The sequence below is a fragment of the Microcoleus sp. POL10_C6 genome, from assembly GCF_036701585.1.
Classification (GTDB): domain Bacteria; phylum Cyanobacteriota; class Cyanobacteriia; order Cyanobacteriales; family Microcoleaceae; genus Microcoleus.
Genome location: NZ_JAUBRB010000025.1, coordinates 61,558 through 86,427, shown reverse-complemented (window position 1 = coordinate 86,427; position 24,870 = coordinate 61,558). Strand labels below are relative to the sequence as shown.

The following is a 24,870-nucleotide window of genomic DNA, read 5'->3' as shown; positions in this document are numbered from 1 at the left end:
AATAATTTCTATGACGCGATTTATTCACGATCTCTTTGCCAAAGAATTTCTGGAAGAGTTGCTGTCCCCGATTGAAACGGTGAATATCGGCTGCGATGTGGCTTCCGAAGTTCGAGAAATCGATGTTTACTTCACTCCCAGCACCGCAATTCCCGAATACTCAGAAACCCTGGGATTGTTGGGAAAAAGGGCAAGCACAACTGCAATTTTTGAACCGTTTCGCAATCCGGCAAACGTCAGCGAAATTTGTAGCTGTCTGGGCAAGTTATTGGACGTGCGAGGTGAATTGGAGCGAAAATTTAGGAGAGAAAATACTCGCTATGATGATACTCAGTTACCCAAACTGTGGATTTTGATGCCCACAGCATCGAAAGCATTGGTAGATAGCTTTAATGCGATACCAGACACAGAGAATTGGATGCAGGGAATTTATTTTTTGGGTGAATGTTTGCGAACTGCAATTGTGGCGATTCACCAGTTGCCAGAAACTCCAGAAACCCTGTGGTTGAGGATTTTGGGCAAAGGGGGAGTGCAGCAAAGGGCTATTTCCCAATTGAGCGCTTTAGCAACAGACGATCCGTTGCGGACGATCGCGCTAGAATTGCTGTATCGGTTACAGTCAAATTTAGTAACCGATGCGCCACAAGAATTAGAGCCAGAAGAGCGGGAGTTAATTATGGCCATTGCACCACTTTTTCAACAACAAATACAAGCAGCACAGCAACAAGCTAGAGAAGAAGGACTAGAACGAGGACTAGAACAAGGACTAGAACGAGGCAGACAAGAACAACAGCGCTTAATTTTAGAAAACTTTCTGCGAGTTAGATTTGGAGAATTAAGCCCCAAAATGACTGTTTTTCTATCTCCAATATCCAAGTTGGCGGCGACAGAATTTACAGTGCTGTTGCTGGCAATCTCAATGCTGACAGTTGATGAAACAGGGCGCGAAGCAGCGGTTAAATTGTTAGCTGAAAGTGCGTTGCAAATCCGATCGCCTGAATTGGGCGCTATTCTGCCTACAGCCGTTACTAATTTATTGGCATTGCCTGTGGCAGAATTGACATTGTTTGTAGAACAACTGCCACAGTTATCGGCGGAGGAATTGAGGGACAGGTTAGGAAAAACACCTGACTAAAACCTGCGATCGCAGCCATAAAGGGATCTCGCTCTTTATGGCATTTAAATCATTCTCAAATAAAATTCCTAGATTCTGTCGATCGCACTTTAAGAATTAGACTGCGGGGATAAAATCAAGTGCAGCAGACCGTCGATCAGTCGATCGCGCTCCATTGGGATAATCTCTTTACCGTGCATCATATGCTGCATTAACTGAAAATATACCAAAGCTCCGATAAAAATCCGCGCAGTTGCCTCGGGATCGGGCAATTTTAACTCTGGATGCGAGGCCAAATATTCCGCTAGCCGCTCGATACCCGGTTTAGCTAAGTTTTTCACAAAAGTCTGCGCTAGCTGGGGAAAACGCCCTGATTCGGCAATCACTAACCTCACAAAATTGAGATATTCTGGTTCCTGGGTCGCCTGATCCAATATAGTTGTGGCAGCGAATCGCAGCGCTACGGCCGGCTCTTCATCCAGAACTGTAAAATGGACTTTTTCTCGCGCCAGCCGCTGTACCAAAGCCGCGAATAATCCTTCTTTATCTGCAAAATAACTGTAAACCGTGGCTTTGGAAACTCCGCCCGTCTTCGCTACCTTGTCCATACTCGTCCCCGCGTAGCCGTGGGCTAAAAATTCTTGCATCGCACCTTGCAGGATTTGCTCGCTCTTGTCCCCTCCTGCTGCGTCTGCTTCGATCGGTTTTGTCCTTGCCATACCTTGCTTCTGTAATTTTTATTTGGGCTCTTGACATCATTATACTAAACGGTTTAGTATTAGAAGATATCGGAACTAAACCGTTTAGTTTTATTTTCTCACAAAGAGGTATGTCATGGTACACCAACCAACAGCGGACGGCTTATCCTCAAATCCATCCCTAGTTAAACAACTCCTAGTGGTGGCAGCAGTAGCAACCTTGGGGGCAGCAGGAACCACCGGCTACACGATCTGGCGATCGCGCATACCCGACCCCAATGCAGTAGCCGCAGCAGCAGCCGTCGCAGCATCCCAATTAAGGACTGTTACAGCCTTGGGACGACTGGAACCCAGAGGAGAAGTAATTAAAATCTCCGCCTCCGGTGCCGCGGAAGGAAACCGGATCGATCGACTTTTGGTGAAAGAGGGAGACACAGTGAAAACAGGCCAGGCGATCGCAATTTTGGATAGTCGCGATCGCCTGCAAGCAGCCCTCGACCAAGCTCAAGAACAAGTGCGCGTCGCCGAAGCAAATCTAGCAAAAGTGAAAGCAGGAGCCAAAAACGGCGAAATTCAAGCCCAGAAAGCCACTATTGCCCGCTTACAAGCCGATCGCAGCAACGAAATCACAGCGCAACAGGCGATCGTTGCCCGTCTAGAAATCGATCGCAGCACCGAAATTGCAGCGCAACAAGCCACAATTGCCCGCATCAGGGCCGAACAACAAGGTGAAATTCAAACTCAACAAGCCACAATTGCCCGTCTACAAGCCGAACTCCGCAACGCCATAAGCGAGGATCAGCGCTACTCCCAACTCTATGAACAGGGAGCAATTTCCGCCTCAACTAGCGACAGCAAAAGCCTCGCCGCCGAAACAGCCCAACAGCAAATCAACGAAGGAAAGGCAAAACTGAATCAAATTCGCCAATCCCGCCAACAACAAATTAACGAAGCCCAAGCCAAACTAAATCAAATTCAACAATCCCGCCAACAGCAGATTAACGAAGCGCAAGCCAAACTCAGCCAAGTTGAGCAATCTCGACAACAGCAAATCGACGAAGCCAAAGCAAATCTCGATCGCATCGCCGAAGTGCGTCCCGTTGATATAGCAGCAGCCGCCGCCGAAGTCAGTTCCGCTGCTTCAGCAGCCAAACAAGCCAAAGCCAATCTGGATCTAGCTTACATCCGTGCTCCCAGAGACGCCCAAGTCCTGAAAATTCACACGCATCCGGGGGAAAGGGTAGGAAACGACGGCATTGTCGAACTCGGACAAACTCGCGAGATGCTGGCTGTTGCGGAAATCTACGAAAGCGATGTGGACAAAGTACGCCTCGGGCAAACCGCCAAAATTACTAGCGATGCTTTGACCGGCGAATTGCGGGGAACTGTCGAACATATTGGTTTGCAAGTGCAGCGGCAAAACATTGTTAACACCGATCCTTCTGCGAATATTGATAGTCGAATTGTGGAAGTAAAAGTGCGTTTGGATGAAGCTTCCAGCCAGAAAGTAGCGGGATTCACCAATTTGCAAGTCAAAGTGGCGATCGGGGAAATTAAAAATTAAGTAAAAAATGTTACTTGTTCCCGGTAAACAACTCTCTCCTTCTTCCTTTCTCTTCCTTCGTGTCCTTCGCGTCTTCGCGGTTCAATAATTACAGATTCTTGCAGTACGAAGAGAGTAAACCATCAGCCCTATCTCTTCAATCCCAAATCCCAAATCCAAAATCTAAAATCCTATGCTTGGACTCATCCAACCCTTACAACAATTAAGACGCAGAACTTCCCTCGGATGGCTGCAACTGAGTCACGACAAAGGGCGAATGCTCGTTGCAGTAGCAGGAATTGCCTTTGCTGACGTTTTGATGTTCATGCAGCTAGGCTTCCAAAATGCGCTTTACACCAGCAATACCCGGCTGCACCAAAGCTTGGAAACAGACTTAGTTTTGATTCACCCCCAAGCGCGAAATTTGATTAATTTGTCTTCCTTCCCCAGGCGCAGATTGTATCAAGCAATGAACGTACCGGGAGTGAAATCAGCCGAGCCGCTTTACGTGAAAATTGCTAACTGGAAAAATCCCGAAACTCGGCGCGAAACGTCGCTGATGGTGGTGGGTTTCAATCCCAACCACCCGGCGTTTGCGCTTCCAGAAGTTAACCAAAATTTGAGCGCGATTAAATTGCCGGATACTGTGTTGTTCGATCGAGCTTCTAGGGGAGATTACCAAGGAACGATCGCGCAACTCGATCAAGGAAAGTCTGTTAAAGCTGAGGTCGAGCGGCGCAAGATTACCGTCAGCGGTTTATTCACAGTTGGAGCATCTTTTGCCGCCGACGGTATTTTGATGACTAGCGATCAAAATTACCTGCGCCTGTTTGCGAGACAAAACGCCGCGAGTGTTAATGCCGGATTAATTCAACTGCAAGCGGGTGCTGACCCCGTGGAAGTTCAACAAGTTTTAAAAGCATATTTACCGCCGGATGTCAAGGTATTAACCAAACAAGAATTTATCGATTTTGAGAAAAACTATTGGGCGAAGAATACTGCGATCGGCTTTGTGTTTAATTTAGGCGTGGCGATGGGTTTTGTAGTGGGTGTGATTATTGTTTATCAAGTTCTCTCAACCGATGTCAGCGACCACATGGGAGAATACGCTACTTTCAAAGCGATGGGCTACCGCAATGTTTATTTACTCGGCATCGTTTTTGAACAAGCTCTAATTCTTTCCGTCCTCGGTTTTTTGCCGGGAGTAGGAGTTTCTCTCGGACTCTACTCTTTAACTCGCAAAGCTACAAATTTACCCCTTTATATGACGCTGCTGAGAGCATTTATAGTATTGCTTTTGAACGTGATTATGTGCACTATTTCGGGAGCAATTGCCACTCGCAAACTGCAAGCAGCCGATCCAGCAGATATGTTTTAAGGGGAAATGAAGAAGACAGTCAGAAGGGAGTAAAATCCCGGTTATAAAACCCTTTATCAGACTGGCTGGTTGAAACCTTTCCTACACAAATAAAGTCCGCCTCTACAGACTAAACAATAAAGGGAGTATAAAATCCCGATGGTATAAATTCCTGACTGTAAACATATTTTTTGTGATCTTTCTGTTTTTTATTTCTCGGCATTTTCTGCAACTAAAGCGATTAGTTCTTTAATCTAAAACCAGAAACTAATAAGTTATGAATTCTACTACTCTCGACCCCACAACCAACGCATTACAGATTCCTGTACCTATAATTTCCGCACACCAACTCGACCACTACTTCGGTCAAGGTCAACTGCGAAAACAGGTACTTTTTGACATTAATCTCGACATTAATGCAGGTGAAATTGTGCTAATGACGGGGCCTTCCGGTTCGGGAAAAACTACGCTTTTAACTTTGATTGGCGGACTGAGATCCGGTCAATCGGGAAGTCTCAAAATTATCGGTCAAGAGATGTGCCATGCGAGTTCAGATAAATTGGTAAAGGCGCGACGGAAAATTGGTTATATTTTTCAGGCGCACAACTTACACCGCAGTTTGACGGCGCTGCAAAACGTGCAGATGGGTTTGGAAGTTCACGGGAATTTATCGCGTTCCCAAATGCGCGATCGCTCTGCAAAAATGCTAGAGTTAGTAGGGCTGGAACAGCGGCTTAACTATTATCCAGATGATTTGTCGGGAGGACAGAAACAAAGAGTTGCGATCGCCCGCGCTTTGGTCAGTCCACCACAAATTGTTCTAGCTGACGAACCGACAGCCGCCCTGGACAGCAAATCCGGTCGCGAAGTGGTGAATTTGATGCAGCAACTAGCCAAAGAACAGGGTTGTACTATTTTGTTAGTAACCCACGATAACCGTATTTTGGATATTGCCGATCGCATCCTTCACATGGAAGATGGAAAATTAGCCTAATTTTTAAATTTCCCCAGAATAGACATCACCCATAACTCCCCCATTTTCAATTTTGGATGTCAAAATTTAAAGCCGAAAACTTGCCGATATTTTAATATTCGCACTCACTACAATCCTAACACCTCACTCCTCCCCTGTCAAGAGGTTTTTGATAATTGCTCCCTGATTATTTTGAGTGATTGCTAACTGGCTAAAGCTCAAACCTCCGGTTAGTGCGATCGCCTCCATGTGATGGCCTAGCCTATAGTTTCTTCCCCAGCAATTTTACAAGAAAGAGCTACTCTTAAAAGCAGTTGGATTCACATTATAAACCAATCCCAAGTAGTCATTCCCAGATTTAATCGCCGTTGCAGTTAGAGGCATCACCCCATCTACGATGACATTAACCGACTCAAAGGTTAGTTGACTGAAATTGGCACCAATCAACTTGATTTTATCGTCGGCAGTAGAGAAGTCAGTAATCACATCAGCTTGAGATGGGTCAGTAGCCGTATATTGTAAGACAAAGGTATCAGGCCCCAAGCCACCGGTGAGTACATCGAAACCTTGATCGCCCCATAACTTATCATCCCCATTCCCACCAATCAAGACATCATTTCCCTTCCCCCCGTGTAAGAGATCATGATCATTGCCACCAATGAGAGTATCATTGTCATTATTTCCACTCAAGAAGTCATCCGCATTACCACCAGAAAATTGGTCCGATCCTTTACCCCCAAAAAATTGATCGTTCCCATTACCACCATCAATGGTATCAGCGCCTCTGTTACCATGAATCGTATCATTACCGTCACTTCCCGTCAAGTTATCATTACCTGATAACGCGAATATCGGTTTGCCAAAGGCTGATTGTGGGATACTGGTATCATCATCATCAGTCAGTAGATTGTTGCCATCTACTTCTTGATTTTGTGGTAAATTAGTTGGTTCACCGCGATCGATATTACTGACTGATGGCGTGTTAATGGCGATCGTTATGGGTGTCGGTGTCGGTGTTTCTGTGGGAGTTGGTGTCGGTGTTGGTGTTTCCGTTGGTGTCGGTATCGGTGTTTCCGTTGGTGTTGGTGTTTCCGTTGGTGGTGTCGGTGTTTCTGTGGGAGTTGGTGTCGGTGTTGGTGTTTCCGTTGGTGTTGGTGTTTCCGTTGGTGTTGTCGGTGTTTCTGTGGGAGTTGGTGTCACCGTTGGTGTCGGTGTTACCGGTGGAATTGGTATGGGCGTTGGTGGGAAAACCGGCACCGCAATATTAACGTTAAAACTCCCTAAACTGGTAGCCGCATTGAAATTGCCAAGACTATCTTTAACTTGACTTGCTTGCAACTCAACAGTATAAGTTCCATTGTCAGTATTATCCCAACTTCCCCGAGGCGGAATAAACGAATAAGTTGCTGTCCGAGGCGTACCATTACTATTAGTATCGGCACTGACAAATTTGGCAGGAATGTCACCGCCAGACCAATTTATCAAAATATCAGAACTGTCCAAACTTGTAACATCGACAGCATTATTATCGCTGAAAGTAACTGTCAAACTTTGACTGGTTCCTCCGGCTGTCGTAATATCAGCAACAGGATTTATGGTGACGGTGGGTGCAACGGCATCGACTAATACGCCTGTGGTGCTACCGACGCTATTTAAAGTTAGGATCGCGTTGGCCTTGGTGGCATTTTGAATGGTAGCATCCGTGGGTAAAGTTAAGGCCGTACCAACTGTGATGCCGTCGGTATCTAGGTTGCCAGAAGCAACAGTATAGCGGAAGGTATGGGTGGTGGCAGAGGCTCCTGTACCATTGAGGGTAGCGTTGAGGGTGCCGCCAGTATCTAGAGTAATCGGTAAGTTGGCACCGCCAGTGATGGTTACGGGTTCGTTGAAGGTAACGGTAAAGTCCAGGTTTTCTCCAACTCCATAGGTGTTATTGGTGGGTGCGCTGACACTGGTGATGGTGGGGGCGGGGTTGACGGTAATATTGGCAGTTTCGTCAGCCACGCTGAATACGCTGGATGTGCTGTTATTGGTTAAGTCTGCTCCTGTGTCTGCGGTGCCGCCGTTGGTGCCGGTGATTTGGTCCCAGGCTTTGAAGGTAAAGGCGTTAGTGACAGTACCATTGTAGCTGGCATTGGGGACAAAGCGGATTTTGGTATTGGCATCGGAGGCTAGGAGACGTGCATTGATGGGCGAGGCGGTAAATGTATTCCAAGTTGTGCCATCAGTGGTGTATTGCCAAGTGCCGTTAGTTGTGTCCACGCTGGTGATCGCGATGCCTTGTTTGGCATCGGTGTCACTGTCGGTGATTTTTGTTCCCCCCAGATTCGCGATCATTGTGCTAATTAGTGTGCCGGTACTGGCGCTGTCTCCTTGGTTTTGGGCGGTGAGGGTGGGGGTGCCACTGGTATCTAATAGGGGGGAGTCGTTGACGAGGACGTTGATGGTGATGGGAGTGCTGACACCGCTACTGTCTTTGGCGGTGTAGGTGAAGGTGTCTACGCCGTTGAAATTGGCGTTAGGGGTGTAGAGGATGTTTTTTTTCGGGTCGATCGCGATCGCATTGATGACAGAACACCCAAACGGGTTAGCTGTGGCGTTAAAGGTAGTATCAACCGCCCCAGTAGTCGGGTTGAACTTCGCAACCTTGGCAGATAGGCTCATGAAAGACCAGCCACCAACTATGGAGTTGTCACTGCTATCGAAAGCGATCGCATTGAATTGAACACCCACATTGGGGTTAAAGGTAGTATCAGTCGCCCCAGTAGTTGGGTTTAACTTCGCACTTCGGAAGGGAGGATGACCGGCGTGTAACCCCCCGGAAAGCCAGCCACCGACAATGAGGTTGCCACTGCTATGGAGGGCGATCGCCGTGACAATCCAAAAACCCGCATCATTGGGGTTAAAGGTAGTATCAGCAGCCCCAGTAGTGGGGTCTAACTTGGCAATGTGGTTGCGAGTTTGGTCACCGATGGTGGTGAAGTCGCCACCGACATAGGGGTTGCCACTGCTATCGATGGCGATCGCCCGGACCCAACCACTCGCATTGGGGTTAAAGGTAGTATCAGCAGCCCCAGTAATCGGGTCTAACTTGGCAATGTGGTTGCGAGTTTGGCCACCGATGGTGGTGAACTCGCCACCGACATAGGGGTTGCCACTGCTATCGATGGCGATCGCGTTGACAGAAGGAGAATTATTACCATCCGCATTCGGGTTAAAGCTAGTATCAACAGTCCCATCAGAGTTTAACTTCGCAATGGAGTTGCGAGTTTGACCGCCGATGCGGGTGAAACTGCCACCGACATAGATCGAATCACCAATAATCGCGGTGCCGTGGCTAGGGCCGGTGACAATACTATCAACACTGAGTCTGCCGGTTCCCGTGTCGTTCGCTAAAACATCGATCGCGGTGGAAGTAGGGATAGCAGTAACATTGATGGCTTTGCTATCTGCGGTGCCAGTGAGTCCGGCTAAAGTGTAGTCATAATTGGGAAAATTCAGGGGTTGGGTTTCAATTTCCCCAAATTTCACTTCTAACTCCCCGTCGCCGCCAAAGGCCGCAGAACCTGTTAAGTCGTTAGAAGCTGCTACATCTGCGCCTGTTATTTCGCTGAGATGTTTGACAAAATTGAGGCCAGTTTCTCCCGCGCCCACATCGCATCCATATAATAGGATATCGCCGTTTTCAGTTAGGGCATTTCCCCACTGTTTTATCTGACTGCTGAAATTTTCTAGGTTATTCTGATTGAGTATGTCAGAACCGAGTTTTAAACTACCTTCGCTACCGTGGGAAAGGATGTGTACGGCTGCAACATCTTTTTGATCTGCCAAGGCTTGAGTAATTTGTGCGATCGCGCTCGAATTTTCATTTAAAATCACAATTTGAGCGGAATTGACGTTTTGAATCAGGCTTTGATAATCTTGTATAGACGAGTCAACGAAAATGATTTCCTTGTTCATGGTAATCACCTATTGGTTTTTGTTAAGTCTAGGACTTACGCATTCAGCGCAATTACCAACAATAAATGAGGCTTTTGGTGATACCAAAAGCCGAGAACAACGAAATCTCGGATCGGTGCGTAAGTTCTAACTCATTCACTGCAAAAGTTTTTGCTTACCGGATGATTATTTCATCTAATCAATCACAACTTTTGCCGACTCAGTAAATAATTATGCTATACTGCTATTAAAGCATTTACTACAAAATCAATAGTGATTTATTTACTTAAATTCATGAAATTTCAATTATCTTAAAAGATTTTGTAAATATTAATCCATTGGTGTTCAACAATGACGATCGCACCGGAGGGAAAGGAAGCGGCTGGCGGCTGGGTGCGGTGATTAATTCTCGGATTTTCTCAATGCGAGCAAAACATAGGTGCTCAGCCAGAAACCAACAGAATCTAGGCTTTTTGGCGAATCTTTGATCGCGCAATGGGACTTTACTGTACGAACGCCTCTATTTAAGCTCAAAATATCAACTTTGGCTAGACAATTTGCTAGCTGCGGGTGGGCAACATCCAGGTTACGATCGCCTATATATTCCAAGAATCGGCTATACTACAGGAGATATCGACATTCACGATATCGCAGTAGATAAAAATCATCAAATCATTACTCTCTGACGTGCAAATAATTCCCGCAGCGCCAAAACCAATGGCTTTAGGTTTTCCAACGGAAGAAATTGCTCAGTTAGTTACGTTGGAATTTTTACCGCAGATGGCATATTTGGGAATTTTTACCGCAGATGGTAGCGGATATACGCAGATTAACGCAGATAAATGTTGATTGAGGACGAAAGTCCTCACTACCAACCTGACTTTTAACTTATGAAATCCACTAATATCAGCACGACAACTAACAAATTACCGATTTGTGAGCCTGTAATTTCTCTGCACCAACTCGACCACTACTTCGGTCAAGGTCAACTGCGAAAACAGGTACTTTTTGACATTAATCTCGAAATTGATGCAGGTGAAATTGTGCTGATGACCGGGCCTTCCGGTTCGGGAAAAACTACGCTTTTAACTTTGATTGGCGGACTGCGTTCAGGTCAATCTGGAAGTCTCAAAATTCTCGGTCAAGAGATGTGCCATGCGAGTTCAGATAAATTGGTAAAGGCGCGACGCAAAATTGGCTATATTTTTCAGGCGCACAACTTGCACCGCAGTTTGACGGCGCTGCAAAACGTGCAGATGGGTTTGGAAGTTCACGGGAATTTATCGCGTTCCCAAATGCGCGATCGCTCTGCAAAAATGCTAGAGTTAGTAGGACTGGAACAGCGGATTAACTATTATCCAGACGATTTGTCGGGAGGACAGAAACAAAGAGTTGCGATCGCCCGCGCTTTGGTCAGTCAACCGCAAATTGTTTTAGCTGACGAACCGACAGCCGCCCTGGACAGCAAATCCGGTCGCGAAGTGGTGAATTTGATGCAGCAACTAGCCAAAGAACAGGGTTGTACTATTTTGTTAGTAACCCACGATAACCGTATTTTGGATATTGCCGATCGCATCCTTCACATGGAAGATGGAAAATTAGCCTAATTTTTAAATTTCCGAAGAATAGACATCACCCATAACTCCCTCATTTTCAATTTTGGATGTCAAAATTTAATCCCAAATTGCCCAACCCCAATCTAAACTCGTCCTTGAACTTTTGACTAATTGCTAACAACCAATCCTTGCCGGTAAATCCCCAAATTTTGCAGGTACATTGCTTCGAGTTTGGGCATCGATGATTCTACAGAACCGCCATAACGCCGAAAAGAAGGCCAGATGTAAGCGAGTTTTCTGACTGCTGACTCCAATCGACCCGCTTCTATATCTTCTAATGCACCTTTTTCTCGGATTAACTCTATAGCCATCAAATCTTGATTTTCTGGGCTGAAATCGGGGACGCCAAATTTTTTGGCAAATCTGTCCCAAGTGGTGCTGAGAAACTGATATCGCCCCGCTGCGTCGGAACAGAGTTTTTTGCCGTAGCGACGGCCGCACCTCATTTCTCTGGGATGATCTTGAAAGCTGACAAATTTCGTGCCGGTGTACTGGGTGCGGTAGCCGTCGGGGCTAGCGGTTCCTTCGGCGGCGGCAATCGTGTCGAGAAAGGCTTTGACTCGACGTTCGGGGCTGATGCTATCGAGTCTGCTATCCTGTTTGGGCTCTGGTGAATTCAGGGTTGCTGTTTTGGGCGATCGATCGCGATCGATGTTATCCTCTCGTTTGTCTGGTGAATCGAGCGCCGCCACTTCCGGCAGGCGTTTCGGGGCGGGCGAGCTTCCTGCCGAGACCGATTGTCCCCACAGCAGCCTCGGCGTCATTCGACCTAAGAAAAAGCACAAACAGATTAAGAAACCCCAAGAGAGTTGAAAACGAAGGAGTTTGGAGTGATTCCGGCGCAGAACCGGCCACCGGTGAAGGGGGAGTGTTGCGGGCAAAATTTTCGTTTGCTGGCCGAAGGCGAACAGCGATTTCAGCGCTAGCAAGGTTTGCTGGTAGAAACGCGGTGGAAGTTTCCGAGCTCTCATCGCTGCGGCGAAAGTCTCCACATCTGTCAGAGTAACTTGTGCCAGCGGTTTTGCGACAAACACTCGAAAATGGTTGGCCGCCTGCCAGCTCAAGCGCCGGTTGCGGGGGGATTTGCGGTTTACCCACAGGCGAATTAGCTCCATGTCTGACATAGGGAGCAGGTGGCTTCCCAGATGTTTTGATGCGTACAAAAGTACCTCCTGATATCAGTTCAGGTTGAAATATCCCAGTTTGTGGACTTGAGATTGGTTTCACCGTTGAAATTGGGGACTGGCAAGGAAACAAATCTCTTTCGGGGCGATCGCAAACTTCAAATTTTTCGGTCATCACCGAAGGGCAGCGATAGGGATCAAGATAAACTGGTTTCAACCATATCCAGTGATACTACTAAGTGTTCGCCCGGTCAAGTTCACGGGCAGATTTGGCGATGGGTTGAGTCTAAAATTTAGTGATTCGACAGGCCTCGCCGTCCCAACTGACATAGGTTTCAAGGTACTGGCATCCGGCTGGCTCAAAAGCGAGCGATCGCATTTTTGTCTATCTAATATTAAGAATTCTACCGGTGTTTGGACCCGGAGGATTCCTCAGCTTGAATGCTGAGCAAATTTTTGCGTTTTGCCAGCATCAGGGAACCGTAGCGGTTAGCCCAAACTTGAGTAAACTCAGCACCTAAGAAGAGAATCTGAGCCGAATAATTGATCCAAAGTAAGATAATCACGAACGAGCCAGCAGCACCGTAGGTAGAGGCAATACCGCTACCACCTAGGTAAACTCCAATTAAGGATTTGCCGATCGTAAATAGCACTGAGGTGATGGCGGCGCCGATCCAAACATCATTCCAGGCAAGATTGACATCGGGCAAAAGTTTGTAAATTAAGGCAAAAAGCAGCGTAACTACGCCAAAGGAGAGAGCAAAGTCCACAATCTGCCAAATGCCGACTGGTAAGTGCAGCAAGCCGTTCAACCAATAGCTAACGGCGGCTAAGATGGCACTAATTACTAAAGATACTAGCAGTAGAAAGCCTATGCCTAAAATCATTGCAAAAGACAATACGCGATCTTGCAGAAATCCCCAGATCCCGCGTCCGGGAGGCGGTGAAACATTCCAAATAGTATTGAGGGCTTCTTTGAGATTAGTAAACACATTGGAAGCCCCCCACAAAAGTGTAGCGATACCGACTAAAGTAGCAATCATTCCCGACTTTGGTTCGGAGGCTTTGAGGATTAGTTCTTGGACGGTTTCGGCGCCATCTTTGCCGATTAAGCTTTGGAGTTGGGCGACGATTTGACCTTGGGCTGCGTCTGCACCAAAGACTAAACCGGCGATCGCAATTACGATAATTAGCAGCGGGGCCAGGGAGAAGACTGTGTAATAGGCTAGGGCGGCGGCTAAGGTTGGGGCTTTATCTTCTTGCCATTCAGTAAAAGTTTCTTTGAGCAGCGATATGACTGTTTTTAATTTCACGGCATTTGGTTTCCTTATACTTTAAGTATAAGGAATTATACAAGGTTAAGAGTTTTTTAGCCTCAGCCACAAGATAGATTTATCGATTAGCAAATTCGGAAGATTATTTTTATGTCAGATTCCCACACAACAGTTAACAACACCGAGGTAAAAATGTCCAAAAAAGCAATTTCTTGGGCCAAAATGAGCGCATTAGTAGCGGTGGTCAATTTTTTGCTGGTGCTTTTCCATTTCAGTTACCTTCAGTTGCGTCCTGTTTATCAGAGCTATTTTCCGGGGTTAGTTAAAATTTATGACCCGATTAAAGGCATTGATTCGAGTTTGCAAAATCCCGCATATTTGAAAAGCGCTGACCAGTTTTGGCGAATAGATACGTTTTTTATTTGTTTTTTTGGTGCGGAATTTTTGATTAAAAGTCTGTTCCACACCCGCCGTAAACCGGGGGTAACTTGGTTTAATTTTGTGCTGAGGCGCTGGTACGAAGTGTTTCTGGTGATCCCGATTTGGCAGGGGTGGCGGATTCTGCCGGTATTGGTGCGGCTGCACAAGTCGGGTTTGGTAAATCTCGATCGCGTAGTTGCTCAAGTTACCTACGAACCGGTGGCTTATTTAGCCAATACGATGTCGGAATACATGATGGTGCGGTTTATCAATCAAGCTAAAAGTTCGATCAAACAGGGCGACGCGGCGCAGATGTTGCTGGCGCAGCAGCCGTACCTTCACGTCAATCAAGAAAATACGATCGAACAAATTACCAAGCGGATTTTGGATCTGACAATTTACAAAGTTTTGCCGCAAGTGCAACCGGATTTGGAAGATTTGCTGCACCACAATTTGGAAACAACAATCAAACAGTCGGATTTCTATCAAATCCTGCAAACTTTCTCTCCGATTAACATTTTGCCGACGGAGATGACGGAACAGTTAGCGAATTATTTGGCTCAAACTGCTGTTGATGTGGTAGCTACTACTTATGAAGACGATAAAGGTAGAAAAATTCTCGATAATTTCAGCCAAGAATTTAATCAAAGTTTGCGGCGGGAATTGCAAGATGAGAAAACTCTCGCGGAATTGCAGTCGCTGCTGTCGGATTTGTTAGAAGAAGTGAAGTTGAATTACATTCAAGGCGGGTTGAAGTCCGATCCGGTGCAGACTTTTACGGAAATTAACTCGCTCCGGGGAGTAAGGGAGAGTTGATACAGCAATGAGTTGCCGTGTTGTGAATTAGATTCTTTTTTTAACTCACATCTTGCACCATTGTCAAGAACAGGAAAGATGCCTGTTCCACAAAAAAATCATCTCTTGTGGAACAGGCATCTTGCCTGTTCCTAAACAAGTAATTGAGAATCGTGCAATATCTCAGTTAAAACGAACCACGAAGACGCCAAGGGCGCGAAGGAAGAGAGGAAAAAGAGTTCACAAGTTCTACGGGTAAGGTGTGCCTCGGCGCACCTACGAATAAGGGTAGTGGGGATATCCGAAATGTCGGGGAATAAAGCTATCTGAATCCAAGCTAAAATAAAAGAATTAAGCTAAAACCTCTATCATATTAGATATCTATCTTGAACAACCTTACTTGCCTGGAAATAGAAGTCGCTCAAACAATGCTGAGATTAGCAATGTTGGTGGGCTTAACACTTTTAATTGCCTTTTTTGTGGCGTCAGAACTAGCATTAGTATCAGCCGATCGCCATCAAATCCGCCAACTTGCCCACTTGGACGATCGCCCAACCGCTAAAACCGCCGAACTCGTCCACCAAGCTCAGAACAACATACCGCATTACCTGTCTGTGACTCAAACTGGCACAACAGCAGGGAGTTTGCTTTTGGGTTGGTTGGGTGAGGGAGCGACTGTACACTGGATCGAACCGTGGATCGACAAATTGCCGATCGGTCATTTGCCGGCCGTGCTGACTGCTCATTCGATCGCAGTTCCCGCAGCTTTTATCTTAGTAACTTACGTAGAAATAGTCTTAGGAGAACTCATCCCCAAAGTATTAGCAACCCACGCCCCAGAACGCACTGCTTTGCTGCTGATGCCAGCCCTCGAACTCTGCTCAAAATTACTGTGGCCGCTGCTAGTAATTCTTAACAGTACCGTGCGACTGCTGACTGGTTGGATTACCAGTAAAGAGTCTCAACCGCTGCTGCCACCTTCCCAGGCCACTCTCGTCCAAAAAGATGCTCATTCGGCACTAATTTCTGGCCTATGGGAAGTGACAGCAGTGAACGAAAAACTCGGGTTAAACCTGCCAACTAACCAAGCTTACCAAACAATCGCCGGATTCGTGATCCACAATTTAGGTAAAATTCCCAATCAAGGCGATCGGCTATTGTGGGGTGAGTTGGAAATAGAAGCAGAAAATGTAGTAGAAGGCAGTTTAGAAACAGTGCTGCTGCGTCAGGTAACTCGCCCCTTGTTTGAGACTCAGCAGCCAGAACTTGTGTTAAATTGAATTACTACGGCTAGGGACAATGATTTCTCCAATCTTTCTCTTCCCTTCTATTCTCTTCCTTCGTGTCATAAGCGTCTTCGCGGTTGGTTTCCATCCTGAGATTTGAGATTAGCAACTAATCCCAAATCTCAAAACCTGCGCCTTTCATCACCCAACAGCCACCTTAACCGCACCCCCAGCCAACTGCTCGTAATCCTCCAACAACCACGCAGGCAAACAAGTATTCGCATCCTGCACCCGCAACTGTCCAGGGCGACAATACAGCATCGCCGCCAACAAATTATTCACAGCTTGAGGCGTTCCAAACCCTTTACTCAACTCAACAACCAAGGACTTAAAAAACGCGCGCTCGCTCTCATTCTGCGGCTCGTTAATAAACCCGCTGCCCAACATTGCTTTGTAACCCTTGCCAAAATCGCTCCGGTACAAAACTTCTACTTGTTCGCCGGAAACGCTCAGCCACAAATCGGCAATTTGCTTACGAATTTGTCGCAAATCTGCTATTACCAATTCAGCCGTAGGGTCAATTTCATAGAGATTGACGGCAGCAGTTAATTCATTGAGAAACTGCGGCATATAATCTTGTTTGACCACTGTTTGTTCTGTGGTCGCAAATGCGCTTTCAAACACCTTTTCATAATCTTCAAGCAACCACTGCGGCAAGCGGGTGCGAGCATCGGGAACCCGCATTTTACCAGGAACAAAATACAGCATCGCCCCCAGCAGAGCATTGATAGCTTGAGGCTGCACCAACCCTTTGCTCATTTCAGTCAATTTGTGCAAAAACTGCTGTTCGACTTCAGTCATCGATTCTGCTTGCAAGCCGCAGCTAAGAATTGCTTGATATCCCTTGCGAACTTGTCCTAGGTAAAAATTTTCTAGTTTCTCTGAAGGAACAGTCAGCCAAAAATCAGCCATTTGTTTTCTGATTTGGCGGAGTTCCAAAACTACCGATTCGTCTGACGGATCGATGCGGTAAAGATTGACGCATCCTAACAGTTGATTCACAAATTGCGGCGATTGAATGTATTGAGCGAGCAAGTCAGAAGTTGAATCAGACTTGACGGCGGCTTCACTCTCAAAAACTTGTTCGTAATCCCCAATTAACCAGTGCGGCAAACGGTTGCGAGCGTCGGGAATTCGCATAGTTCCCGGCGGGAAATACAGCATCGCCGCCAGCAAGGCATTGACAGCTTTGGGATGCACTAATCCTTTGCTAATCTGGGTTAATTGCTGCAAAAATAGTTGTTCGCTTTCGATCATCGGTTGACGTTGGAAATCGCTCTTTAGCAGGATTTTATAGCTGTTACCTGAAGCGCTTTTGTAAGCGGTTTCGAGGTTTTCGGTGGGAACGTTCAGCCAAAAATCAGCTATTTGTTTGCGGATTTGACGGAGTTCGGATATTGCTGAGATGTTTGAGGAGTTTCGTTGGTAAAGGTTGACGGCATTCGAGAGAATCTCGTCAAAATCTGGCTGCTTGGGAATGCTATCCTGTAAGCTGCGGGATGCTTCCAGGTGGCTGGTTTGCCATTTGCCAAAGAGTTCCTGGAATAATTTGCCGATCGCCCCCGAGTATGCAACACTGTCAAAACAAGCCGGATTAGCTTGCATTTTCTGCTGAATTTCCTGGCGATAGCGTTGCCGAAGTTCACGATTAGTGCCGAGAGTAACTGCTAGCTGAATGTAAGATGCTTCGCTATTGGCAATTAAATCCGGCATAGAGAGCGATCGTACCACCGCCGCCCCCATTCTTGATCGCAAAGTATCGCCATCCCTAACCACCGTTGGAAGTCCCACCTCTAACGGATCTACAAGAGAAGTAGTCCCCGCATAGGGATAGGAATCCAAATAAACATCCCCCAACTTCAGAACTTCTTTAACATCCGCACGGTTAGGAAAACTCTTCAACACCCGCAAACGATTACTCTCAATGCCATACTTAGCAAAAACGGCTTTCATATTATTTACAAAAGCCCCCCCAGGATAATGATTAGTCCAGCTAGGGCCGAAGGGCATTAAAAACAGCACCGAATTAGGAACAGCAGCAATAATCTTTGCCCATGTTTCCCTTAACTCCGGCAGTAGCTTATACAAATTAGCACTTGAAATAAAGACAACCGATTCCTCGGAAATGCCGATACTATTTCTGGTGAAATTAATGTTAGGAGTGTAAGGTTCGAGGGTATAGCTAAAACAGCAGCCAGGCCCGTCAATAGTTGCTAATTCCTCGCGATAATGCTCCTGTCCTTCAGGTGCAGGTTCCATCAACTTACCAGCAATGTAATAGTCAATGTGTCGCATTCCTGTGGTAATGGGAGAATTAAAACAGGTAGTTTGTACCCGCGCCAATCGATGCAATGCTAGTAAACTAATCGGATGAGTAACCGCAGTAATATTGGTAGCAATCAGCAGAATATCTAAGTCATCAGCGCGGATTGTCTGAACTTGACTTGGCAAGTCATTAGATAGTTTAACCAGCCTGTCAGCGCGACTCTGACAATACTGTTCTAGTTTATTCCCGTCGAGATTGAGAGCGTATAAAATAATTTCAAATTGCTCTCGATTCAGATATTCAAAAGCGGGTAACGTGGCGAAAGTTTCCGTCATCGCCCCGAAATGTTTAGTCAGGACACCAAGGCGAATTTTCTGCCTGTTCGCAGGTCTAGCCGGAAAAATGCAATCAATCGCAGCGCCACGATTTTTCATGGCATATGCAATAATATCGGCCCGCTTTGTGTATATATCCTTGAGATTTTCACTATTGAAGTACAGAGGAATAAAGTTAGCGCTTTGAGTGAAAAACCAGGCGATGTCCTGCCAGACTTGTGAGTTTTGGTTCTTGAAGATATTGCTATGCAAATAACTGACCCATCCCTGCACATACCGACAATAATTGTCAGCCTCTCCTATTTCTTGAAAGAGAGTAGGCGCAGCAAACATAAATTTGAGATAGTCGTTGACAAACCAATTAGGTATAGCTGCATTTTCATAGTTCAGCAGTAACTGATCTGCACGACGATAGAGGGCGGCTGCTAGTAGGTAGTTAATATCTTTGGGATTTTTAACTCCCTGGGAGAGATGTGCTGCTAGTCGATCGATAACAGTCTTTTCGGCATCTGTCAGCGCTTCATCTTTGATATTGCTGTTTAGCAGTAGCTGATGCGCCTTACCTGCATCACCGCTATAGGCATTTGCCAGTTGTTCTGCGGGCAGATTCAGCCAATAATTGGCAAGTTGCTGCCGGGATTGGCGGATGTTAGCGAGGTTTACTTCATTAGCTTGGTCTTTTTGATACTCTCCCACATATTGGGACAGCAAAGTTAAAAATTGTTCGGGTTTGTTAAATTCAACTAATTCATTAGCTATTAAATTGCCGTGTTGCTGCAAAATCTGCTGTGACCAACGCACTTCTTCTGGCTTGTAAAGTTGAGAGTGGAGGTGAATAACTGTGGCTCTCATTAAGTCTAATTTTGGGCGATCGCCAGCCATTTTTTGGGTTCTGCTAGAGCCGTCGCCGTGCTGCCTGTAATAGAGGTAAGGCTTAGGTAATCGATCGCCTAACCAGCCTTTTTCATAGGCAGAAATCCAAAATTCCCAATCTTCGCATCCCAGCTTCATCACTTTTTTTAACCCGCCTACTTGCTCGTAAATCTCCCTTCTAAAGAGCGAAGTAGCAGGGGCTTGATTGTCTCTCAAAAACCGATTAGCATCAAAGTCACCGTGAACAACTAAATCGCAGTTTGCTCCGAAGTGTTGCACATCTGTATAGACAAAACCAACCTTGGGTTTTGCTAATAAAATTTCCACGCACTCCTCTAAAAATTTGGGATGAATTTTATCATCAGCATCTAGGAATAAAATAAACTTTCCTGACGACTGCTGAACGCCAAGATTTCTCGAATCAGCGGGGCCCGTGTTGGGTTTATCTATGAGGCGAAGTGATTTTTGAGGATACAGTTTAATTAAATATTTTCCGAAGTTGCTGGTATCATCAGTGCTGCCATCATTGACAATGATGCACTCCCAGTTTGGATAAGTTTGACTGACAACACTTTCAACAGCTTCTCTGAGTAAAGTTGCGTGATTGTAGCAGGGAATGATTACGCTGACGAGTGTTTCTGCGGAGGTGCGGAAGGGCATGGCATTTAGTTGTGATGGAGAGATTGAAACAGGTAATGTAGTGGCTGGTTTTACACCTCGGCGGGTGATCCCATATTCATCCCATATTTGCCGAGTTTCTTGCTGCGATATTGGCGATGAATGTTCCAAGCCTTGTGGATTTTCGCAGTACAAGCCGAGAATTTCTGGCAAGTGGACAATATTTTCGCTTTTGCCAATCCGCAGCCAAAATTCGTAATCGCCAGCAGCCGTAAATTCGGTTCGGAAATAGCCGTATTTTTCGTGCAGCGATTGTCTCCACATCGGCTGGGGGCCAATAATGCAGCGCCGTTCGAGTTCGCTGTAGTCAAAGGCTGGCCAATTCCAGCGCTTTTCTGCTTGGGTTTTGACAAAAGTATCGTTGGCTGTGCTGGTGATTAATTGGTCAGCATAAACCAGACTTACTTCGGCATTTTCATCCAAGTATTTCGCCATGATTTCTAGGGCATCGGGGCGGTGTCTGTCATCGGTATTAGCATTAGTCATGTAAGCTCCGCGCGACATCTTAATGCCTCGATTCCAGGCTGCATATAATGTCTCGCGTTCAGAAGTGCGATCGTACACAATATTCGGATATTTCGCTTGAAATTCCCGCACAACAGACTGTTCATTTTCTTGGGAACCGCTGTCAATTACTATGATTTCGAGTTGACCTTGTTTGTACAGCGTTTGCTCTACCAAGTCCTGCAAGCAGCCGCGGATAAATTTTTCGGAATTGTAAGTAGAAACGATCGCAGATACTTTAAAAGCGGAGGGGACAGGCTGGGAGTTCTCAGCATTCCCGAATTCCCCCTGCAAGCCTGCATCAGTTGGCTGTTGAACGGAAGCATTCTCCGAATGTGCGCGCTCAGCTACTTGAAGCAAAAGTGAGCTAACAGTTGCAGCCATTTTCGACCAAGAAAACTTATTAGCTTGCTCTAACCCCGCCGCAATTAATGAGTTGCGGATATTGGGCTTCTGTATTTCCCGCAAAGCATTGACAAGCCCAATAACATCATCCCCGTTTACATAAACCGCTGCTTGTCCTGCTACTTCTGGAATCGAACCGTTTGGAGAGGTGATGACTGGACAACCGCAAGCCATTGCCTCAAGGACTGGCAACCCAAAGCCTTCATATTTCGACGGATAAACTAACACGGAAGCACCAGAATAAGCAGCTCTCAGTTCGCTGTCGCTTAGTTGCAGCGTGTGGACAGTATTCCCAGAACAGTACAATTCCAGCTCTGGTTCTAATATAGGTTTGCCACCTGCACAGACTATATCAAAGTCAAACTTGTTGGCAAGTTGAGAAAAGGCTTTGAAGAATAATATCCCGTTCTTGTAACCATGCCAGCCTACCCTTTCGCCTACCAAAAGAAAATAGGGCTTGGTAATGCTGTATTTTGACTTAAAGCCTGAAATTTCTTCTCTATCGGCTGGCGAAAAATTGGCATCAATGCCACAGTGCGCTACAGCGACAGAACTTGAAGGAATATGAGGAAAAACCTTAACTAAATCGCGGGCTGTATTTTCGGAAATGGTGATGTAAGCCCAGGCATGGCGGATACCGTTATGCTTTTCTCTCCACTCGGGATGACCAATATTTTGTCCCATCAACTCTGGGATCATGTCATAGGCCATGAATACCGATGGCGTTGAAATTGGTGTCGTGTAGTAAGTAGAAATAAATAAATCGGCTTTTTCTTCATCGCAGATTTGTTGGAGCATCGCGCGATCGCGATCGGTATTACCATAATCGTAAAGAGGAATAGTTCGATAACGGATACCGGGAATTCTTGGGGCAGTTCCGTTTCGATCTAAAATGATAACATTTTGAGCAAACTTCGTATTGGCCCATTCTTGCCAGAGGGATTTCCAAACGCGAGCAATGCCTGTATTATTATGTTGAAAAAATACACCATCAACCAGTATTGTTAACCCGCTTCGCGAGTCACCATCCTCTTCTATTTCAGAAGGCGGTATCTTTGCTTCTTGTTGAATATTAGTAATTTTTCTACTAGCTTTTAAGAAGTCTTTCGGTAAAAACGACTCCTTATTAACCGCCGCTAATTCTCCTTTTGCCAATTGCTCAAATAAATCTTCCGGCAAGTGTTTTTCTGTTAGTAAATGAAGAGACGAACCATTTGAGTAGAAGTTGAGATTAAACTTGGCAGCAAGGATTGAAAGAGATTTAGCTGTATAAAGAGAAATGTGCTGACCTTCGTGAAGCACATAGTACCACCATTCATTAGGTTTAGGATTGCTTTGTGGCAGCAATTCTGTACTCAGTAAAATATTTCGGGAAATCTTTAACAATTCTTCCAGCTCATCTATGGGGTGAACCAGATGCTCAAATACTTCAAATGCCGTGACTAATTCAAATTGGTTATTTGCGGCTGCATCAATCTCAAATCCTTGAGCAAATATATTTTGACAAAACTTGTCTAGCCAGTAAAAGTCAAATCCCGAATCTCTCATCAGCCTGACAAATAGACCATAGCCACCGCCGTAGTCGAGAAATCTTGCTTGATGATTAAAGAAGTTAAATAATAAATTTTTGGTTATTTGTGAAAATGACAAATTTCTGAACGCTAAGCCTACATCACTGCTAGCTATTGGCTGAGAATAAGCTTCGTCTAACCAGTAGGGTTCCTCAGTTTGAACAAATCCGCAGTTTGAACATTGAAAATAATCTACATCATATTTTCCCATGACTTTACCCTGGGCAAAATGATGGGAATCGGATTCGCAAACTTTGCATTTCAGGGGCATATGATATAGTAAATTCTTAACTTGAGAAAGGAGAGATTGATGATTCCATCGGTCTATAGTTAGCTGCCTAATATCTGGCAAATAAAAATGGGGCATTCCATCTTTCTCATTTACTGAGCTATAGATGCGAACCTTTTCTTGCCTCTGCGATTCACTTTTAATTAATAAGTCTAAATGATACACGCACAAGTCTAACAATCTTTCGCCCGGTTTCGTGAGCCCGTGAATGGTTTCGTGAATCTGACCGCTATAAGTTAGAGACTGGTTATATCTAAATATCCGGCGCTGCCAGTCAGGATAATGGGGAGGGCTTGATACATAATGATTTTTGCTAAAGGGGCTAATCCATTTACGAGTAATCCAAAAGTTATCTGTTTTTGCGGTACTCCCATTTAATTTTAACTGCTGTAGGAAGTCTAAAGTTTTTTGATCTATAAATTCATCGGAATCAATTACCAATACCCAGTCTGTTTTAACTTCTTGTAAGTAAATATTTCGTTGCTGAGAGTGATTTTCTGGCCACGGTGAATGTATAATTCTAGCTCCATAAGAGGTAGCTATTTGACAAGTTGAGTCTGTGCTGCCGCCATCAACTATTATTAATTCGTCATAAATTTTTCCCAGAGATTCCAATGCTAGAACTAAAGTTTTTTCGGAATTTTGCACCATCATGCAAACAGAAAGGGTTTGTGTTGAGGAGGGTAATGACATACCACATTGAAGGTTTTGGGAATCACTCTCATTAGAGGTTTGAACCACAGCCTTCCCATCGCTTACTTTCTCCCTGGAATCCTCCTGATTACTTGTCTCATTTTGTTCAGTTTCATTAGTTGCCAAAAATAATGATGCTGGCTTTTCTTTTTCGGGTTTTTCCAAAATAGCAAGAATACCGTTGTTAGTAAATTGAGTTCGACCCGGATAAAGCTTTTCTAAATTTTGTTGAGTATTGTTTTCGATTGGGATTAAACCAATAGGTTTTAGCCGCTTTACTATGAATGAACTTTGGTTGATAAATTCTACATAATCTTCAGTAAAAAACCGATTAATGTGGGGAGCGTTGTACACATAATATGCGATCGCATCTGCTGTTTCCTTATCGGTATGCTGATACAAGTAACGGCACAGTTCTGGGGGTCTCATCAGTAAATGTCCCCAGGGCGGAATCGGAGAATTCTGAAAGTTGAAAGTTTTTCCCTGGTTAGGTTCAGTTATGGGGGGTAAGTGATGGCCGTCATGAGCTGACCAAATTGGTGTAAATATAGAAAATAGCTGACCTCCGGGCTTCAGAGCCAAAAACATTTTTTCTAAAGCTAAAGGAAATTTATGGATGTGTTCAAAAGCAGCGATTGAGAAAATTAAATCGTATTTTTGGTAGTACGCGGGAGGTAATTCTTCGATGTAGCCCGCAAAAAAGTTATAATTACTCAGCTCTCTCTCGGTAAAACCAAAAGCAGAATAGTCTACTTTGCCAAGCTTAGAACCTTCAGCAGCACTGGCAACTCTATCTAGGTAAACTTCAAAATCTGGGGCTTCTAGGGCAGACCACGATTTAACATTTAGATAATCTAGTACAAACTCTTTAGGTAAGCTTCCCCCTACTTCGAGAACATCCTTACCTTCAAATCCAATAATTTGTTGACACAAATGAGCAAAGGGAACGTGATAGCTGAGGTTGAACTTTGCTTGACACTCTGAGATATTAGATTCAGTTAATTTTTGGGTCATCTATTAACCTCCGTTGGCACCTTAAATTTTAACTATTAGCTCTATTTTTTTCCTTCCCTTTGCTGTCGCGCCTGGCCCAACAGCGCCTTATAATCAGCTCTGT

14 protein-coding genes are annotated in these 24,870 nt (G+C 45.3%); 9 read left to right on the top strand and 5 right to left on the bottom strand.

Annotated features, from left to right (window positions below; genetic code table 11):
- Nucleotides 1-10 precede the first annotated feature (10 nt).
- Entirely contained in the window at nt 11-1,135 is a 1,125-nt protein-coding gene (locus tag QUA34_RS16150; RefSeq protein WP_333388179.1) for a flagellar assembly protein H, read from the top strand.
- Nucleotides 1,136-1,224: 89 nt separating this feature from the next.
- On the opposite strand, the gene QUA34_RS16145 is transcribed toward QUA34_RS16150, so the two are convergent.
- Nucleotides 1,225-1,833 carry a TetR/AcrR family transcriptional regulator gene (locus QUA34_RS16145; protein ID WP_333388177.1) on the bottom strand — a complete coding sequence of 203 codons (609 nt, stop codon included), beginning with the start codon at nt 1,831-1,833 and terminating at the stop codon, nt 1,225-1,227.
- A gap of 115 nt (nt 1,834-1,948) precedes the next feature.
- Here QUA34_RS16145 and QUA34_RS16140 point away from each other — a divergent pair, with 115 nt between their 5' ends.
- The 3 genes from QUA34_RS16140 (at nt 1,949) to QUA34_RS16130 (ending at nt 5,706) form a co-directional block, all read left to right on the top strand.
- On the top strand, nt 1,949-3,376 hold the full coding sequence (locus tag QUA34_RS16140) for an HlyD family efflux transporter periplasmic adaptor subunit (RefSeq protein ID WP_333388175.1): 1,428 nt from the start codon (nt 1,949-1,951) through the stop codon (nt 3,374-3,376).
- Nucleotides 3,377-3,548: 172 nt separating this feature from the next.
- Complete coding sequence (devC, locus tag QUA34_RS16135) at nt 3,549-4,733, top strand: ABC transporter permease DevC (protein WP_333388173.1); 1,185 nt, start codon at nt 3,549-3,551, stop codon at nt 4,731-4,733.
- A 256-nt stretch (nt 4,734-4,989) separates the two neighbouring features.
- Nucleotides 4,990-5,706: a DevA family ABC transporter ATP-binding protein gene (locus tag QUA34_RS16130; protein ID WP_333388171.1), complete on the top strand. Its 717-nt coding sequence runs from the start codon at nt 4,990-4,992 to the stop codon at nt 5,704-5,706.
- Between the two features lie 264 nt (nt 5,707-5,970).
- Here the strand turns inward: QUA34_RS16130 and QUA34_RS16125 are convergent, their stop codons facing one another.
- Nucleotides 5,971-9,645: a DUF4347 domain-containing protein gene (locus QUA34_RS16125; RefSeq protein WP_333388169.1), complete on the bottom strand. Its 3,675-nt coding sequence runs from the start codon at nt 9,643-9,645 to the stop codon at nt 5,971-5,973.
- A 536-nt stretch (nt 9,646-10,181) separates the two neighbouring features.
- On the opposite strand from QUA34_RS16125, the gene QUA34_RS16120 reads away from it, so the two are divergent.
- From QUA34_RS16120 to QUA34_RS16110, 3 genes are read left to right on the top strand one after another with little or no spacing between them, the layout of a single operon-like run.
- Nucleotides 10,182-10,310, top strand: coding sequence for a DUF4915 domain-containing protein (locus QUA34_RS16120; protein WP_333328881.1), 129 nt, complete (start codon nt 10,182-10,184; stop codon nt 10,308-10,310).
- Nucleotides 10,311-10,341: 31 nt separating this feature from the next.
- Nucleotides 10,342-10,473: a hypothetical protein gene (locus QUA34_RS16115; protein WP_333328884.1), complete on the top strand. Its 132-nt coding sequence runs from the start codon at nt 10,342-10,344 to the stop codon at nt 10,471-10,473.
- A gap of 41 nt (nt 10,474-10,514) precedes the next feature.
- Nucleotides 10,515-11,231 (top strand): DevA family ABC transporter ATP-binding protein, encoded by a 717-nt coding sequence (locus QUA34_RS16110; protein ID WP_333328887.1) that lies wholly within the window; start codon nt 10,515-10,517, stop codon nt 11,229-11,231.
- A gap of 116 nt (nt 11,232-11,347) precedes the next feature.
- On the opposite strand, the gene QUA34_RS16105 is transcribed toward QUA34_RS16110, so the two are convergent.
- A complete protein-coding gene (locus tag QUA34_RS16105; protein ID WP_333388166.1) occupies nt 11,348-12,364 on the bottom strand; it encodes a glycoside hydrolase family 104 protein in 1,017 nt (338 codons plus the stop codon).
- A gap of 404 nt (nt 12,365-12,768) precedes the next feature.
- Entirely contained in the window at nt 12,769-13,677 is a 909-nt protein-coding gene (locus tag QUA34_RS16100; protein WP_333328893.1) for a YihY/virulence factor BrkB family protein, read from the bottom strand.
- A gap of 111 nt (nt 13,678-13,788) precedes the next feature.
- Here QUA34_RS16100 and QUA34_RS16095 point away from each other — a divergent pair, with 111 nt between their 5' ends.
- Nucleotides 13,789-14,874, top strand: a complete 1,086-nt coding sequence (locus tag QUA34_RS16095; protein ID WP_333328896.1) for a hypothetical protein — start codon at nt 13,789-13,791, stop codon at nt 14,872-14,874.
- A 365-nt stretch (nt 14,875-15,239) separates the two neighbouring features.
- A complete protein-coding gene (locus tag QUA34_RS16090; protein ID WP_333388162.1) occupies nt 15,240-16,133 on the top strand; it encodes a CNNM domain-containing protein in 894 nt (297 codons plus the stop codon).
- 147 nt (nt 16,134-16,280) lie between these two features.
- Here QUA34_RS16090 and QUA34_RS16085 read toward each other — a convergent pair whose 3' ends face one another.
- Nucleotides 16,281-24,767, bottom strand: a complete 8,487-nt coding sequence (locus tag QUA34_RS16085) for a glycosyltransferase (protein ID WP_333388160.1) — start codon at nt 24,765-24,767, stop codon at nt 16,281-16,283.
- Between the last annotated feature and the right edge of the window lie 103 nt (nt 24,768-24,870).